Annotated in this window: 10 protein-coding genes; 6 read left to right on the top strand and 4 right to left on the bottom strand. The window is 60.0% G+C overall.

Annotation, left to right across the window (positions count from 1 at the left end):
• Positions 1–238 precede the first annotated feature (238 nt).
• From TBK1r_RS19425 to TBK1r_RS19410, 4 genes are all read left to right on the top strand, one after another.
• Positions 239–2,581 carry a PSD1 and planctomycete cytochrome C domain-containing protein gene (locus tag TBK1r_RS19425; protein WP_419580161.1) on the top strand — a complete coding sequence of 781 codons (2,343 nt, stop codon included), beginning with the start codon at positions 239–241 and terminating at the stop codon, positions 2,579–2,581.
• Between the two features lie 4 nt (positions 2,582–2,585).
• Positions 2,586–4,001: a DUF1501 domain-containing protein gene (locus TBK1r_RS19420; RefSeq protein WP_419580160.1), complete on the top strand. Its 1,416-nt coding sequence runs from the start codon at positions 2,586–2,588 to the stop codon at positions 3,999–4,001.
• 477 nt (positions 4,002–4,478) lie between these two features.
• Positions 4,479–7,427 carry a PSD1 and planctomycete cytochrome C domain-containing protein gene (locus tag TBK1r_RS19415; protein ID WP_145214246.1) on the top strand — a complete coding sequence of 983 codons (2,949 nt, stop codon included), beginning with the start codon at positions 4,479–4,481 and terminating at the stop codon, positions 7,425–7,427.
• Positions 7,424–8,899 (top strand): DUF1501 domain-containing protein, encoded by a 1,476-nt coding sequence (locus TBK1r_RS19410; RefSeq protein ID WP_145214243.1) that lies wholly within the window; start codon positions 7,424–7,426, stop codon positions 8,897–8,899. Before TBK1r_RS19415 ends, TBK1r_RS19410 begins: the two co-directional genes overlap by 4 nt.
• Positions 8,900–8,922: 23 nt before the next feature.
• On the opposite strand, the gene TBK1r_RS19405 is transcribed toward TBK1r_RS19410, so the two are convergent.
• Both TBK1r_RS19405 and TBK1r_RS38715 read right to left on the bottom strand, forming a co-directional pair.
• The gene (locus TBK1r_RS19405) at positions 8,923–9,753 is read right to left on the bottom strand and encodes a TrkA C-terminal domain-containing protein (RefSeq protein WP_145214240.1); all 831 of its coding nucleotides are present in this window, start codon (positions 9,751–9,753) and stop codon (positions 8,923–8,925) included.
• 417 nt (positions 9,754–10,170) lie between these two features.
• On the bottom strand, positions 10,171–10,296 hold the full coding sequence (locus TBK1r_RS38715; RefSeq protein WP_419580159.1) for a hypothetical protein: 126 nt from the start codon (positions 10,294–10,296) through the stop codon (positions 10,171–10,173).
• Between the two features lie 479 nt (positions 10,297–10,775).
• On the opposite strand from TBK1r_RS38715, the gene mgtE reads away from it, so the two are divergent.
• A complete protein-coding gene (mgtE, locus tag TBK1r_RS19400) occupies positions 10,776–12,095 on the top strand; it encodes a magnesium transporter (RefSeq protein WP_145214237.1) in 1,320 nt (439 codons plus the stop codon).
• A 29-nt stretch (positions 12,096–12,124) separates the two neighbouring features.
• On the opposite strand, the gene TBK1r_RS19395 is transcribed toward mgtE, so the two are convergent.
• Entirely contained in the window at positions 12,125–13,345 is a 1,221-nt protein-coding gene (locus TBK1r_RS19395) for a diadenylate cyclase (RefSeq protein ID WP_145214234.1), read from the bottom strand.
• 209 nt (positions 13,346–13,554) lie between these two features.
• On the opposite strand from TBK1r_RS19395, the gene TBK1r_RS19390 reads away from it, so the two are divergent.
• A complete protein-coding gene (locus TBK1r_RS19390; protein WP_372897769.1) occupies positions 13,555–14,622 on the top strand; it encodes a DHH family phosphoesterase in 1,068 nt (355 codons plus the stop codon).
• Positions 14,623–14,985: 363 nt separating this feature from the next.
• Here the strand turns inward: TBK1r_RS19390 and TBK1r_RS19385 are convergent, their stop codons facing one another.
• Positions 14,986–16,425 carry a sigma-54-dependent transcriptional regulator gene (locus TBK1r_RS19385; RefSeq protein ID WP_145214228.1) on the bottom strand — a complete coding sequence of 480 codons (1,440 nt, stop codon included), beginning with the start codon at positions 16,423–16,425 and terminating at the stop codon, positions 14,986–14,988.
• Between the last annotated feature and the right edge of the window lie 51 nt (positions 16,426–16,476).

The raw sequence follows: 16,476 nt of genomic DNA, 5'->3' as shown, positions 1-16,476 counted from the left end.
TGGGGGCTTATCGTATCCTAATGTTCTTCCGCCCGCTGGTGAGCCGTGATTGCACCACCCGCGATCTTGCCTGGACAGCGGTTTCCGACTCGATCACAATGGTGGTGGCCGCAGAGCGGTCCCCCGCCACGGTGAATTCTTCGCCATTCCAACCGCTGCCCCGTCGATGCAAGCTTGTTTCCATCGCCACGCCCTCTTGCGCTTGACCGTTCTCGCCGGACTGGTTGCGGGTGCTCTGATGCCCTGCGGCACGGGATCTCTGCGTGCCGAAGAGCGTCGGACGAATGATTCGGCCGACGAACTAAGATTCTTTGAACAAAAGATCCGCCCGTTGTTGGTCGAGCACTGCTACGAGTGCCACAGTGAAGAGGCCGGTGAGCAGCAGGGCGGTTTGCTACTGGATCGGCGATCGGGGTGGATCGAGGGTGGTGACACGAGCAAGGCCGTGGTTCCCGGCGAACCCGATACGTCTTTGCTGATCACCGCGATTCGCTATGACAACGATGATCTGCAGATGCCGCCGGAGCAGCGACTCGATGACGAAGCGATTGCGTTGTTCGAGCAGTGGGTCCGACGTGGTGCGCATGGGCCGGCCGATGACATGGGCGAGACCGAGTTCTCGCGTTTGGGCGACCAGGACTACTTGTTTGATCAAGCGGAAAACCATTGGGCCTTTCAGCCGGTTCGCCCGGTCGAGATCCCGTCACCGGGGGCGATCGATACCGAGCACGAGCGTTGGGGTGAAAACGCGATTGATTGTTTCGTGCTCGATGCGTTGTCTAGCGCCCAGCTGACGCCTTCTCCTCCCGCCGACGCCACGACCTTGACGCGTCGCTTGTACTGTGATCTGACGGGGTTGCCGCCGACGTTTGAGCAAGTCACCGCGTTTCAGGAAGCGACGGAAGTGGATCCCGACGGCGCGACGCCGCGGTTGATCGACCAACTGATCGAATCACCCGAGTTCGGACAACATCTCGGACGTTTGTGGTTGGACGTCGTTCGCTATGCCGACACCGACAATAACTATCGTCCCGACACACGCACGCCGCATTACCACCCGTTCGCGTTTTCCTATCGCGACTACGTCGTGCGTTCGCTCAATAACGACAAGCCTTATGATCAATTTCTGAAAGAGCAGATTGCGGCGGACCTGATGGGTTTCGCGGGGGATGCACCGGAAATGGCGGCACTCGGCTTTTATGCATCGGGCCCGTATTCCAGCCGGGCGCAAAACGAAGCGTTGGATGATTGGATCGATGTGACCACGCGTGGTCTGATGGGCATCACGGTGGCCTGTGCGCGCTGTCACGATCACAAGTTCGAACCCGTGCCGACGGCGGACTACTATTCGTTGCGAGGCGTGTTTGCCGCAGTCGCTCGGGTCAATCCGTTGGACGAAACGAAGCAGCCGGTGTTGACATCGTACCAGCCGACACCATCCCAATCCGCCGACTTTGCCAAGAAGCGATCGGCCATCGAAGCCAAGATCAACGGGGCTGCGGGCAAGAAGGCGAAAAACAACAATCGGCCCATCGCGCAGAAGATTCGTGAGACGGAATTGGCCGAGTTGCTCACGTTTCACCCCGGTGCCCCGGAGCGGGCGATGGTGGTTGCCGAGCGGAAGCAGCCACCGGAATCGTTTGTCTTCGTCCGGGGCGATGCTGCCGCACGCGGCGAGGCGGTCCCCCGTCGATTTCTGAAGATCCTGGATCCGCAGCAGCACGCGTTTCCCGAGACCAACAGCGGCCGATTGCAATTGGCCGACAAGATCGCCTCGCCGGACAATCCGCTTACCGCCCGTGTGTTCGTCAACCGCGTTTGGGGATACCTGATCGGTTCGCATCTGGTGGACACGCCATCGGATTTCGGATTGCAAGGGGCTCCGCCGACGCACCCCCGATTGTTGGACTGGTTGGCCGATGACTTCATTCGCCACGACTGGTCGGTCAAACATCTGGTGCGACGGATCGTGATGTCACAGACCTATCAGCAATCCAGTCGAACGCGCGAGACTGCGGCCGTGGTGGATCCCGAGAACCGATGGCTGTGGCGGGCCAATCGAAAACATCTGACCATCGAAGTGATTCGAGACAGCATGTTGCTGGTCGCCGGCCGATTGGACCGTCGGATTGGCGGTCACCCCGAGCGACTCTGGGGCGACGACTACACCCGTCGTCGCGCGATCTACGGATTCATCAATCGCTTCAATTTGGATCCCACGCTCAGGGCCTTTGACTTCCCGGCTCCCGTGCAAACGCAACCCGCGCGGGGCGAAAGCATCGTCGCCCAACAAGCATTGTTCCTCATGAACTCGCCGCTGGTGATCGACCAGGCCGCCGCGATCGCATCGGCTGACGCGTTGACGCGGATCGAGGGTGACGAGGCCAAGGTGGAGTTTCTGTTTCGGACGATCTTGGGACGCGAACCGGTCGCCGCGGAAGTTTCCAGAACTTTGAAATTGGTCGAATTTCAACAGCGATTTCAAAAACCGGACCGGCCACAAACACGCTTCATCGTTTCGCCGTGGCCGCTCGTCGCCCAGGCGTTGTTGATGAGCAACGAATTTCAGTATGTGGACTAGCAACATGAACCCTTTCGTTTCACGTCGTCAGTTGTTGCAGTCGACCAGTCTCGGGTCGATCGCACTGGCCAGCCTGTTGCACGAACCGGCCGAAGCCGGCAGGGCGCCCGAAGAGTCGCCGTTGAGCCAGCAATCGCCGCACTTTCCGGCTCGGGTCAAACGCGTCATCCACTTGTTCATGAACGGCGGTCCGTCCCAGATGGACACGTTTGACCGCAAACCCGAACTCAACCGGCTCGACGGCAAGCCGCTTCCTGATTCAGTCAAGAAACAGTTGCAACCGACCCAACGCAACCGCGCTGGCAACCTGTTCGGCTCCCCATTCCAATTCAAACGCTACGGCGAGTGCGGATTGGAGGTCAGCGAGCTGTTTCCCAATGTCGCCCGGCACGCCGATGATCTGTGTGTCATTCGCAGCATGCAAGGCGAAATCGCCAATCACACGCCCGGGTTGCTGTTGACCAATTGCGGACACGCCACCCTGCCGCGACCCAGTCTCGGTTCGTGGTTGTTGTACGGTTTGGGCAACGAAAGCGATGAATTGCCAGGGTTCGTCGTTTTGTGTCCCCGCGGGTTGCCGACCGCACAGTCGCGCAACTGGACCAGTGCGTTCATGCCGGGCGTTTATCAGGGAACGCACATCGACACGGAAAATACCGGCAAACAGATCGTCGCCAACCTGACGCGTGATGATGTTCGCCCCGGGTCGCAGCGGGCCCAATTGGCGCTGACCCAATTCTTGAACCAGCGACACGCGGCACAGCGACCGGGAGACGAGCGATTGGAGAGTCGCATTCACACGATGGAGTTGGCGTTCCGGATGCAAAGTGCCGGAACGGATGCCTTTGACTTGTCGCAAGAACCGGCGCACATTCGCGAGCTGTACGGCGAGACGACTCAGGGCCGCAACATGCTGTACGCGAGACGCCTGGCCGAACGCGGTGTACGCTACATCCAGTGCTACCACGGCGGTGGCCAACCGTGGGACAACCACGGTTCGATCGTACGAAACATCACGCGTTTGGCAAAGGAATCGGATCAGCCGATCGCCGCGTTGTTGACGGATCTAAAGCAACGTGGAATGCTGGACGAAACGCTGGTCATCTGGGGTGGCGAAATGGGCCGCACGCCGACGGTCCAGCAGGTCAAGGATCCGACCAAAGTCGGCCGCGATCATCACATCGATGGTTACACCGTGTGGATGGCCGGTGGCGGCGTGCGTGGGGGAATGACCTACGGAGCGACCGACGAACTGGCGATGGCGGTGACGGAAAACAAAGTCACGATGCCTGATTTTCACGCCACCGTCTTGCATCAATTAGGTTTCAATCACAAACGTTTGACCTACCGTTATTCGGGACGTGATTTCCGTTTGACCGACGTGCACGGACGCGTCATCGACACGATTCTGAACAGCTAAGTCATGCCCTTGTCCCTTTCACACCCTCCGGCGATTCGCGTGTTCCAAGCTGCTAGCGTTCTACGTCGCATGCAGGTGCCCGGACGTGCATCGGCGATGTTCAGTTCGACCTCCCCCCGCTTCGCTCGACCTTCGTGCCACGCACGGGTGTTTACGCAAGTTGCCTTTTGCCCAAGGGGCATGCATATCCGTAGCCTGGGGCAAGCCAACCGAGCACTTGCGAGGTGGCGCCGCCCCAGGGAAAAGATCCAAACAGAGTCGGATTTGGCCAACGGCCATGCACAACATTCGCCGTTGACGAGCCAATTATTTATGGCCGTTGGCCAACTCCTCTCGTTTACGCTTGCGTACCTTGGGCGATGCCCAAGGCTATGGATGTCAACGGCCCTTGGCCGAAGGCGTCCGCTCAGGCCAAATCTGACACGCAATCGTTTTGCAGGCACCATTGCCCGCCGGGAGGGTGGCTTACTAGGCGGGATGCGCCCAGTCGCAAAGTCACTGCTGTCGGACCGGATCGCGAATCCCCATCGGAAAGATGACCGGATCCACTGGCTGATTGGAATTTTTCTGCTCGTCGGCTTCAGTTGCGGCAGCGACGTGGTCCAGGCCGAGCGTCCGATCGATTTCAACAAACAGATCCGTCCGATTCTGACGCAGCACTGCACGTCTTGTCACGGCGGGGTGAAACAAGCCGGTGACCTGTCGTTCGTGTACGCCGACAAAGTGTTGCCGCCGGACGGATGGGTGATCGAGCCCGGTGATCCCGACGCGTCGATCTTGATCGAGCGGGTCAAGTCTGACGATCCCGATGAGCGGATGCCGCCGCCCCATGAGCATCCCGATCCCTTGTCGCCGGGCGAGATCGAATTGCTCGAGCGATGGATTCGCGAAGGTGCTAAATGGGGCGGACTGTGGTCGTTGGAACCGCTTCAGCCGGCCACGATCGCGGCCGGAAGCGACGGGTCGAATTGGCCCCGGCAACCGCTGGATGGACGGGTGCTCGAGCGACTGAAAAGCCAAGGGCTGTCTCCATCACCCGAAGCCGATCCAGAGGAATGGCTGCGGCGTGTGTCGTTTGACCTGATCGGTTTGCCGCCGTCGATGGATCGTATCGCATCGTTCAGGACCGAACTGAATCGAGCCGTTGACGCTTCGTCACGGGAGCAGGTTTATGTGCGCGAAGTCGACCGGTTGCTCGGCAGCGAGCGATTCGGAGAACGATGGGCATCGGTCTGGATGGACTTGGCACGCTATGCCGATTCGAAAGGGTTTGAGAAAGACCCGCATCGAGACATGTGGCCGTATCGCGATTGGTTGATTCGGGCTTTCAATGACGACATGCCGTATGACGAATTCACCATCCGTCAGCTGGCCGGTGACCTGCTGGAGCAGCCCACGCCGGACGACCTGATTGCGACCGCGTTTCACCGCAACACGCAGACCAACACCGAAGGCGGCACGGACGACGAAGAGTTTCGCGTCGCGGCATTGATCGACCGGATCAACACCACTTGGACCGTTTGGCAGGCGACAACGTTTGGGTGTGTGCAGTGCCATTCTCACCCCTACGACGCGTTCAAGCACGAAGAATATTACGCCTGCATGGCGATCATGAATGACACGCTGGATGCCGATTTGCCCTCGGACTATCCGACACTGAAAATCCCCGACGATCCGGCACGTCTTGCGGCGGCGGTCGAAGTCCAACGGACCTACCAGCGGCGGCGTGATGAACGCAATCAACTGGGCAGCGAGCTTGCCGGGAAGGTTGCTTGGAGTCCGCTGGTCCCGTCGAACGCCTCGAGTACCGAAGGCGCCTTGCGGATCGAGGACGATCGCGTCCGCACCGCCGGCGGCACGTTCCCGCCGGGGGTTCGTTACACGGTCCAGGCCGACGCGCCGCCATTGACCGCTCTGCGAATTGAAATCCTGCCCGCCTCGGACAACCCCGCCAACTGGCCCGAACAAGGCTCGGTCTTGAGTCAGTTGAAACTGTCCGTGGAGAAGGCGGACGGGACCGTGATTCCGGTGCCGATCGCCGATGTCTTCGCCGATGCACTGACCGGTCCGGAAGACCCGCGATCGAGTCTGGACAAGGACGCCGCCGGCGTCGGCGGTTATCCAAAACTGTATCGTCCCCGTTGGGCCGTCTTTGTGCTCCGTGATCGTCTGGTGCCCGAAGCGTTCGGCCCCGGTGCAGTGCTGCGGCTGGAGATGCTGCAATCCAACAGCGTTGCCGGTAATCTGGCGACGCCGATCCGCCATTTTCGTTGGCAGGTCTGCGACGAAGCGGCTTGGACGGAGTTGATCGCATCGAAGGCACTTGCCGACGCGACCGAAGCATTGGAGCAAGCGAAGCAAGCGGCCGCGAAAGTGCGTGGCGCGGACCTGCCGGTGATGCAGCAACGCCAAGCCGCGGTCGGCCGGGCGACACGTCAATTCATTCGCGGCAATTGGCTCGATCGTGGCGAAGAGATCCCGCCGGGAATCCCCACCGTTTTTGACACCGAGCAAACGGTTCGCAACCGGTTGGACTTTGCCCGCTGGATCGTTTCGCGCGACAACCCGTTGGCCGCCCGGGTCTGGGTCAATCGTATCTGGGCGCAGCTGTTTGGGATCGGCTTGGTCGAGACCTTGGAAGATTTCGGATCCAGTGGAACACAACCGGCGGATCGCGAACTGTTGGACCATCTCGCGTTGCGTCTACGTGAACAACACCGTTGGCAACTGAAACCGCTGTTGCGAGAACTCGTGCTGTCGTCTGTGTATCGTCAGACCAGCGCGGCGCCGGAATCGCTGCGCGAGCACGACCCGCGCAACCGGTTGCTGGCGCGCGGTCCGCGAACACGGTTGACGGCGGAGATGATTCGTGATCAAGCGTTGTCGGTCGCGGGGCTGTTGGAAAATCGTCTCGGTGGGCCGTCGGTCATGCCCCCGCAACCCGATGGTGTTTGGCAAACCGTTTACAGCGGCGCGCAGTGGAAGACTCCTGAAGGAGCCGACCGGTATCGACGGGCGCTCTACACGTATTGGCGACGCACCAGTCCCTACCCCAGTTTCTTGATGTTCGATGCGCCGACCCGCGATCTGTGCTCGGCTCGGCGGATCGCGACCAACACACCGTTGCAAGCGCTGGTCACGTTGAACGATCCCGTCTACGTCGAATGTGGGCGGGCACTGGCAACTCGCGCGACGGAACTGTCCGCCGCTGATGACTCGGCGGACGTTGCGGATGCGATCGAGTGGATGTACTGGGCGGTGACACAGCGGCCGCCCGGCCAACTTGAAATCGATGAATTGACGCAACTGTATCACGATTTGCGGGAAGACCCATCGGGTGACGCCGCCCGCGGGGGGATCGCCCTCGACGCCCTGGCGATCGTCGCCAACACCATTCTGAATTTGGATCGAGCGGTAACGAAATGAAAAGTATTCACGACCAGGTTCAAGAAGAATTCGCACGACTGCAGACGCGGAAGCATTTTCTAAGAAACTGCTCGATGGGGCTCGCCGGGGTCTGGTTGGGCGAACGATCGGTTGCCGCCGACCCGGACGGCACGCAATCGGACGCCGCCGATGCCGGGCAATCGATTCCGCACTTTTCGCCACGGGCCAAGCGGGTCATTTTTCTGCACATGGCCGGTTCACCCAGCCAACTAGAATTGTTCGATTACAAGCCGGAACTGCAAAAGCTTGATGGCCAGGATTGTCCCGCCAGTTTCTTAGAGGGCAAGCGTTTCGCCTTCATCCAAGGTGTTCCAAAGATGCTGGGGCCGCAGTATCCGTTTCAACAATGCGGCCAAAGCGGTGCCTGGGTCTCCGATCGCATGCCGGAATTTCAATCGGTCGTCGATCGGGTTTGTTTCGTCAAATCGATGCACACCAGCCAGTTCAACCATGGACCGGCCCAACTGCTGCTGCACACAGGAAACCAGAATCTAGGCAGTGCGTCGTTCGGTGCGTGGACCATGTATGGTCTGGGCAGCGAAAGCGAAAACTTGCCGGGCTTCATCGTGCTGGTCTCAGGCGGCAAGACGCCGTCGGCCGGAAAGAGCGTTTGGGGGTCCGGTTTTTTACCCTCGGTTTACCAGGGAGTTCAGTGTCGGTCCAAGGGTGACCCGGTGCTGTATCTGTCCAACCCCGAAGGCGTTTCGCTGCAACAGCGACGCCGCGCCTTGGACGCGATCGGAAGGATCAATCAGCAAACGTTCAACGAAACCGGTGATCCGGAAGTGTTGACACGAATCTCCCAATACGAGATGGCGTTTCGGATGCAAACCCATGCGACCGAAGCGTTTGATTTGCGACAGGAAGACAAGGCCACGCACGCCCTGTACGGCACCGAGCCGGGCAAGGAATCGTTTGCCAACAATTGTCTGCTCGCCCGACGCTTGGCCGAGCGTGGTGTGCGTTTCATCCAGCTGTTTCACTGGGGTTGGGATTCCCACGGTGCGGCCGAAAGCGAAGCCCTCAACGGCGGTTTCAAGACCCGCTGCGAAGAGGTCGATCGCCCGATCGCGGCACTGTTGAATGATCTCGGTCAGCGCGGGTTGCTCGAAGACACGTTGGTGGTTTGGGGCGGCGAATTCGGTCGCACACCGATGCGGGAAAACCGTGGCGGCCGCGAGATGCGATTTGTCGGCCGCGATCACAATCCCGGTGCGTTCACGATGTGGATGGCCGGCGGCGGAATCAAACCCGGGATCTCGTATGGCGAAACGGACGAGATCGGCTACGAGGCCATCGAGAACAAAGTCTCGCCGCATGACCTGCACGCGACGCTGTTGCATCTGCTGGGGATCGACCACAAGCGATTGACCTACATGCATCAAGGGTTGCCGCAACGATTGTCAAACGTCACCCAGCCCTCGCGCGTGATTGAAGACATCATGGCGTGAGACCCGCTCTGGGAGACGATGGGTTAGACGTCGAGCTTCTCGGCCTTTTCCAAAATCTCCGACTCCAGCGCCTGTTTGGCTTCGAGGGCTTGCAGCAATTCTCGCTGTTCGGCTTCGAATTCCTCTTGCTGTTCGACCGACATAGCGTGTTCCTGGTCACCCTTGAATCCGGCCCGGCGTTTATCCAGTCGTTCGACGTCGTCCAGATCACCGTAGAGGATCAGCACATCGCCGGGTTGGACGAGGTCGTCGCCCCGCGGCGTGCCTTGAAAAATACCGCCCTCGCGGCGAATGCTCAGCACCAGAATCCCTTCGTCGCTCAGCCGTAGCGACGCGAGCGATTTACCGGCCATCCAGTCCCGCGGCTCGACCAGCATTTCAGTCACCGCGTAGCCGCGTGAGAGTTCCAGCAGGCTGACGTAGTCGCGAACGTCCAGGTCCGTGAACGTTTTGAGCAGCCAGGCGATGACGCGGTTCATGTGTCGTTCGACCCAACGACTGGAAAAAAAGATCCACAGGAACGTGATGCCGCCGATCAGGATCGAGAACAACAGGACCTGGGTTTGCCAGGTGGAGTTCGACGTGCTCATCACCGACACCATCACGGTCGCGGCGACGGTGGCAATCCCGACGTTGCCCAGCAGCATCAACAGCATCACGATCTGCCGCCGCACGGGATGGGTGACCACCATTTCCGATTCCTGGGTGGTGAATCCGGACCCGGTGAACGCTGATCGGGCCTGGAATTTCGCCGCTTCGCGCGACAGCCCGGTGAACATCAACGCCATCGCGGCCACCCGCGTGACGATCATCGATAGCGTGAGCGTCACCAATAGTGAAATTACACCGATCAAAAGAAGTCTCCGGCCGATCGAATGGAAGTCAATGGTCGCCTTGCGTTTCGGGTCGGCGGTCGTGGACGAGGCGACGCGTCCTCGTCGATCTGCCGACTGTGGAGGACTCGTCGCCTCGTCCGATACTGGGAAATTGGGTGGGGGACTCGTCGCCTCGTCCACTACCTGGGAAATTGGGTGGGGGACTCGTCGCCTCGTCCACTACTGGAAAATTGGGTGGGGGACTCGTCGCCTCGTCCACTACTGGGAAACTGGGTGGGGGACTCGTCGCCTCGTCCACTACTGGGAAATTGTGTCACAGTCTTAAAACGACGCGACCCGCAAAGCCAAAATAATACTTTGCGGGTCGCTATGATAAAGCGTGGTGGGGCGATGATCGAGGTTGCCTTGGCACGCGTCAGGATTGGGGCGATCGGCTTAACGTTTCTTGCCGCGCGAGGAAGCCGCCGACTTTCCCTTGTTGTTCGTGACGGGGGCGACGACGGGCGCGACTTTCTTGTTGAAGCCCTTGGGTTTCTTTTGGTTTTTGCCACGGTTGGCCATTGCAGTTTCCTCGCGGGAGCAAACGAATCGGTGGGTGACCCACACTGGGTCGATCGGACCGGATCGGACCGGATCGGATCGGTCAATTGCATTTTTCGTGCCAATCTGATCGGCCGGAGAAGACCTGGGAACAGCTTGCAGCCCGTCGATCCCGATGCACCGGCTCGCGGGGCGATCCTGGTTTCACACCGACGGAATTGCAGGGGGCAGAGCCGCGCCGCCGACGCCATGTCGTGGAAAAGAAACTGCGCCGCGTCGGAAAAACGTTTTCCACCCGCGGCGTGATTGTCTCTCGGTTTCGTGAGCCGACGGCGCTAGCCGCGGGCCTGGTGGTGACGACGTTGCCCGCCGCTCGCGCCGTCGACTCACCATTGCTCCGGCTACGTTGATCGGCAACGACACGCGCCGAACTCCGATTGACAGGGGGACCGCATTGCGTCAACTAGAGGTCACAGATCTGCCCTCCATTCGACGATGCCATGAAACCTCTTGAATCGCTGCTGAAAGTTTTTGTGCAGTTGCATCCCGAAGATGCGGCGCGGGCCTTTGAAACACTCGATTCGGAAGAACGGCATTGGCTCTTTAAGTCGCTGCCGAGCCGAATCGCACTGGCGTTGCTGCAGCGGATCAGCCCGCATGCGGGGGCCGAAATCGTTGCTCAACTTGAACCGGCCCAGGCCGCCAAATTACTCGGACGCCTGCCGCCGCGGGTTGCCTCGTCGGTTTTGCATCAGGTGGATCCGTCCAATCGCGAGGCGTTGATCACCGCACTGCCGCAGGATGTCTCCCGGGGGTTGCTGGCCCTGGCCCAATACGCTCCCGAAACGGCGGGCGGGATGATGGAACCGCGGGTCGTTTCATTGGCCGCGGACATCACGGTGCAGGAAGCGATTTCGGCGATCCGTCAGGCGCCTCGGGAAGCACTGCATTACCTTTACGTCACGCGACGCGACGGAACGCTTGATGGGGTGATCAACATGCGCGACCTGTTGTTGGCCAAGCCGCGGGACCCGATCGCGCCGATTGTGCGCAGGGAGGTCACTCGGGTCCCCGATGTCATGTCATCGAGTGAGGTCGTCGATTTGATGGGGCAGAAACGTTTTCTGGCGTTACCGGTGGTCGACTTTGAAGGCCGATTGATCGGGGTGGTCAAGCAAGCCGATGCGCTGGCGTCGAGCCAGGCGGCGGCGTTTGAAAATTTACAGAAGATCGTGGGGGCCGGTGCCGACGAGCGTGCGTTGTCGCCCGTTTCGATGGTCGTCAAGAGCCGACTCCCCTGGCTGTTCGTCAATTTGGTCACCGCGTTCATGGCGGCGGCGGTGATCGGGGTGTTCGAGGGGACGATCGCCAAAGTCGCCGCCTTGGCGGTGCTGCTTCCCGTGGTCGCCGGACAGGGCGGGAACACGGGGTCCCAGTCGCTGGCTGTCGTGATGCGTGGGTTGGCACTTCGCGAACTGGTTCCCGGCAGTCGCAAGCAGCTGATTTACAAGGAACTTTTCGGCGGACTGATCAACGGCGTTGCCGTCGCCGTCGTGACAGCGATCGCGGTCTTTGCGTGGCGAATGGCCGCGGGCGATTCGGTGTTGGCCGGATCAGGACTTTCACTGGTGATCGCCATGGCGATGGTGGTCAACATGGCCGCCGCGGCGATCTCCGGCGCCGTGATTCCATTGATTCTGCAGAAGCTGGGCCGCGATCCCGCTCAATCCGCGGCGATCTTTTTGACGACGGTGACAGACATTGTCGGATTCGCCGCCTTCCTGGGATTCGCGTCGCTGTTCATGTCGTGGATCGTTTGAAGCGTTGCCGGCGTGTCGCCTGTCCAACGTCATTTGGGAACGCTGCTCGGTTCGGCCGTTGTCGGTTCCGGCAATTTTACCTTGATCAGCAACTCAACGACGCGCGGGTCGATGCGATAGGGAAACAGGTTGGCCGGCAGCTGAATGTTTTGCTCACTGAGCTGAATTTCGTGATAGCCCGCCAGGGTGTGAGTCAGATCCAGTGACACTTTCAGGCTGGCCGGATCGAGGAAACGAAAATCGCGGTCTGAACCCGAAAGCGTCACGCGGCATTCATTCGGCGCCGAGGTGTCAATTTCCAAATGCTTGGCCACATTCCGGTACTCGACCGGCACGATGAAGGTGCGTTGCACCGTGTGCGGATCGTAGGCGAGTACGAACCAGGCGGCGACCGCGACGATCAACGACAAGACTTTCAGACCCGCGTGGTCGACCAGGATTTGTTTCCAGAGCGGTGGCCGCGAATCGGCGAGCCCCGAGGCAAAGTTGGCGTCGAGAACAGACTTGAGGTCGGTGGCAGTCGGCATCTCCTTCAACGTCCCCGCTTGAGCCACACAAACGCTGCCGCGTTCCTCTGACACCACGATGGTGACCGCATCGGAACGTTCCGAGAGCCCCAGTGCCGCACTGTGCCGGGTGCCGCGGCCGCCGAGCTTGTTGGTGTTGGGAGAGATCGGAAGATGGGCGGCGTACTGTTTGATGTGATCACGATCGATCACGATCGCACCGTCGTGTCCCGGCGTGCTCGAATCGAAGATGCTGTAGATCAGCGGGACGCTGAACTTGCCGTCCAACGGGATGCCTCCATGCAGCTGACGTTCAAGTGACTCCTTTCGCTTCAGGACGATCAGGGCACCGGTCTTCGAGGATGCCATGCGAAAGACGACTTCCACCAGAGAGTCGATCTGCACCCCACTTTGGCCGCCGTGTTCGATTGGAACGGACTGGAACGAAGCCACCCGCTCGAGCAGCCGACGCAGGTCTTCCTGGAACACCACGACCAGGATGAACAACAGGACGGCAAAGGTGGTGTGAAAGGCCAGTGACGTCAGGTACATGTCCAGGCTGCGAGCGACAAAATACACCCAAGCGAGCGCTGCCACCCCGACCAGGACCCCCCGCGATGTCGTCTGGCGAAACCAGAGCAGCGAGGCGTAAAGGAACGCCGAAACCAGCACAATGTCGATCGCGTCGACAATGCGGAAGGTCCGCCGCAATTCGTCTGTGGTCAAGAGAATCGATTCAATCATGGTCAACCAGGGGGGCTGTCGTCCAGCTTCGCCCGCTTCCGGGGGCCGCGTTGCCTAACCGGCCCCGTTTGACGCCAGAGGTGCTCGAACTTTGCCGAATCAGAATTCTCAACCTTTATAGCGGTGTTGGCCGCGGATACGATAGCAATCTGGGGCGGTGTTTCCTTGGTTTGAATCGAGGGTCTCGGTGTGATCAAAGCGACGGAGTTATGAAGGCAACGCAATTGAATGCGAAATCCGTCTCCACACGGCTATTAGAGAGCCTCAGCGATTGTGACGAGGTCGTGGTCGTGATGCACGACAATCCCGATCCGGACGCGATCGCCTCGGGTTGGGGACTGAAAGTCCTGATCGACGAAACGGTGGGGCTGCCGACACGGGTGATCGGCGGGGGGGCCATCGTTCGGGCCGAGAACCGGCACATGGTGGATCTCTTGGAACCACCGATCGAATTGGTGGACGACTTTGAATTCGATGACCGCACCGCGGCGATTCTGGTGGATTGCGGGGCGGAAGCTTCCAACCACGTGTTGACCCGTCAGGGGGTCAAGCCCTTCGCGATCATCGATCATCACATCCCCGATCAACGCAGCATCAAAACGCCGTTTAGCGACATTCGCGTGGAGGTCGCCGCGTCGGCATCGATCATTGCCAGCTACCTGCGCGAGCAAGCGATCAGCCCGGGAGCGAAGTTGGCCACCGCGATGCTGTACGCGATCAGCACCGAGACCTGCGCCTACGAGTCGCATTATTCGTCGCTGGACCGATTGATCTTGCCCTGGTTGATGGAATTCGGCGAACCCGAGTTGTTGGCCGAAATTCACAATGCACCGCTGCGGCGATCGTATTACGGGGACCTGTTGCTGGCGCTGCAAAACACCTTTCTCTACGACGACGTGGCGATGTGCTTCCTGCCCCGAGCCGATGGCGTCGAGATTGTGGGCGAGATCGCCGATTTGCTGATTCGGGGTGATTCGGTCAGTCGGGTGATGTGCGGCGCCGTGATCGCCGGGGACTTGCTGGTTTCGGCGCGGACACAATATGCTGAAGACAACGCGGCGGAGATGATTCGTGAGACCCTGAAAGGTCTGGGAGGTTCCGGTGGCCACGCCCACCGTGCCGGCGGGAAAATTCCCAACGTGGGCGAGAGCGCCGCCGCGATCGACAAGATGTCAAACATGCTTCGCGATCGTTGGCTGGACGTTTGCGGCGTCGAACGCAAACGAGGCACCCGGTTGATCGCCAAGCGAGAAATCGTCCAACACTTGGATCGTTAATGCGTCGTCAAGCAACGTTGACGGAGCAACCGACGACTCTACCTCGGAGAGCGATAAACTGGTATGGAGCTACTGGTTGACCAGGAGGTTCGGCCTTGATGGTTACAGGTAGGTCCCCATCCCAGGGGCGTGCCAAGCTTGTCTTGGCACGCCTGCTTTCTGTGTCCGAAGCACGTGGATGCCCAATGCCATCGATTTGGACGTCAAGCGGGTTTTGTGTTGTTAGCGGCAGGGCGCAAGCCCTCCGGTTTTTGACGTTGTTTTTGAAACGCAACCGGACGGCTCGCGCCGTTCCGCTAACCGCTTGCGTTGTTTTAGAAACGTGACAACGACCAATGATCGCGTCGATGGAGTGCGACGCGATCAGCTGACGTCGATCCGCAGATGATTGATTCGGCTCCGCAGCGTCGGACGGCTGATGCCGAGGCGATTGCTGGCTTCGCTGATGTTGTTGCCACTCGACTTCATGACTTCGGCGATCAGGATGCGATCGACGTCGTCGTGAATATCATTGCCGATGGTGAACGAGCCCTCGGCAAATCGCCTGCGGATCTCTTTGGCCAGCCCGTCCTGCCAGTCTTGGGTGGACGTCTCGGCGGGGGCGGAGGCGGGCGACGTGGCGCCGAATCCGCTCGGCAGGAACGACGGCAGGATCACCGGACCACTGGCCTTGAGCAACGTCTGCTTGATGATGCCTTGCAGTTCGCGAACGTTTCCAGGCCAATCATGGGCCAGCAGACGTTGCATCGTTTCCGGTGCGATGGACACGAAGTCTTTTTTCAGCTGGCGCGAGAACAGATGGAAAAAATGTTCCGCCATCTTGGGAAGATCTTGGCCGCGCTCGCGAAGCGGGGGCAACGAGATCGTGAATTCGTTCAAGCGATAAAACAGGTCGCTGCGGAACGAACCGTCGGCCATCGCGGAGTCGAGATCGCGGTTGGTCGCCGCGATGATTCGCACATCGGTTTTGATGGTCTTGCTGCCGCCGACGCGTTCAAACTCCTTTTCCTGCAACACACGCAGCAATTTGGTTTGCATCACCGGCGTCATGTCACCGATTTCGTCCAGAAACAACGTGCCGCCGTTACAGATTTCGAACTTTCCGATGCGTCGCTGCTCCGCGCCGGTGAACGCGCCTTTCTCGTGGCCGAACAATTCACTTTCCAGCAACGCTTCGGGGATCGCCGCGCAGTTGATCGCGTGGAACACATGGTTGTGTCGCGAGCTGTGTTGGTAGAGCGCCCGGGCAACCACTTCTTTGCCGGTGCCGGTTTCGCCCAGGATCAAGACGGCGGTATCGCGCGACGCGACCCGGCCGATGGAGCGAAACACTTCGACCATCTCGGGGCACTCGCCCATCATTTGGTCGCTGGGTTTTTCCGATGACAAGCGTTCCTTTTCCGACGGCAGGATCGCGGGCTTGCGCGCCATGCGGCTCGTTTCGAGCGCCGCGTCGATGACGGGCAGAATCTCATCGGGCTCGAACGGCTTGGTGACGTAGTCGAAGGCCCCACCGCTCATCGCCGCGATCGCCGTTTCCGAGGTGCCATGGCCGGTCATCAAAATCACCGGGACGCGTCCATCGAGCTCGCGGATTTCGTGAATCAGTGCCAGGCCGGACTGGTCGGGAAGCTGGATATCGAGCAGCACCGCATCGGGCTGTCCGCTGCGAAACGCGGAAATCGCCTGTCCGGCCGATTCCGCCGTCACCACGTGATAGTCCGGTTCGGGCAGACACAATCGCATGCATTGGAGAATCAGCGGGTCGTCGTCAATGACCAGCAGGGTTTGAGAATTCGTCATGACCGAGTCGGCATCGTGGAGGGGATGAGGTGGGATCCAGTATGGCAGGTG

The sequence above is a fragment of the Stieleria magnilauensis genome (assembly GCA_007753675.1).
GTDB lineage: Bacteria > Planctomycetota > Planctomycetia > Pirellulales > Pirellulaceae > Stieleria > Stieleria magnilauensis.
The sequence above is the reverse complement of the archived record's forward strand: the minus strand, read 5'-3'. Positions and strand labels throughout refer to the sequence as shown.

Coding starts and splice junctions, on each gene's coding strand:
- TBK1r_RS19395 (WP_145214234.1), bottom strand. CDS start 13,345: ATGATTGAATCGATTCTCTTGACCACAGACGAATTGCGGCGGACCTTC.
- TBK1r_RS19415 (WP_145214246.1), top strand. CDS start 4,479: ATGCGCCCAGTCGCAAAGTCACTGCTGTCGGACCGGATCGCGAATCCC.
- mgtE (WP_145214237.1), top strand. CDS start 10,776: ATGAAACCTCTTGAATCGCTGCTGAAAGTTTTTGTGCAGTTGCATCCC.
- TBK1r_RS19385 (WP_145214228.1), bottom strand. CDS start 16,425: ATGACGAATTCTCAAACCCTGCTGGTCATTGACGACGACCCGCTGATT.
- TBK1r_RS19410 (WP_145214243.1), top strand. CDS start 7,424: ATGAAAAGTATTCACGACCAGGTTCAAGAAGAATTCGCACGACTGCAG.
- TBK1r_RS19390 (WP_372897769.1), top strand. CDS start 13,555: ATGAAGGCAACGCAATTGAATGCGAAATCCGTCTCCACACGGCTATTA.
- TBK1r_RS38715 (WP_419580159.1), bottom strand. CDS start 10,296: ATGGCCAACCGTGGCAAAAACCAAAAGAAACCCAAGGGCTTCAACAAG.
- TBK1r_RS19425 (WP_419580161.1), top strand. CDS start 239: ATGCCCTGCGGCACGGGATCTCTGCGTGCCGAAGAGCGTCGGACGAAT.
- TBK1r_RS19420 (WP_419580160.1), top strand. CDS start 2,586: ATGAACCCTTTCGTTTCACGTCGTCAGTTGTTGCAGTCGACCAGTCTC.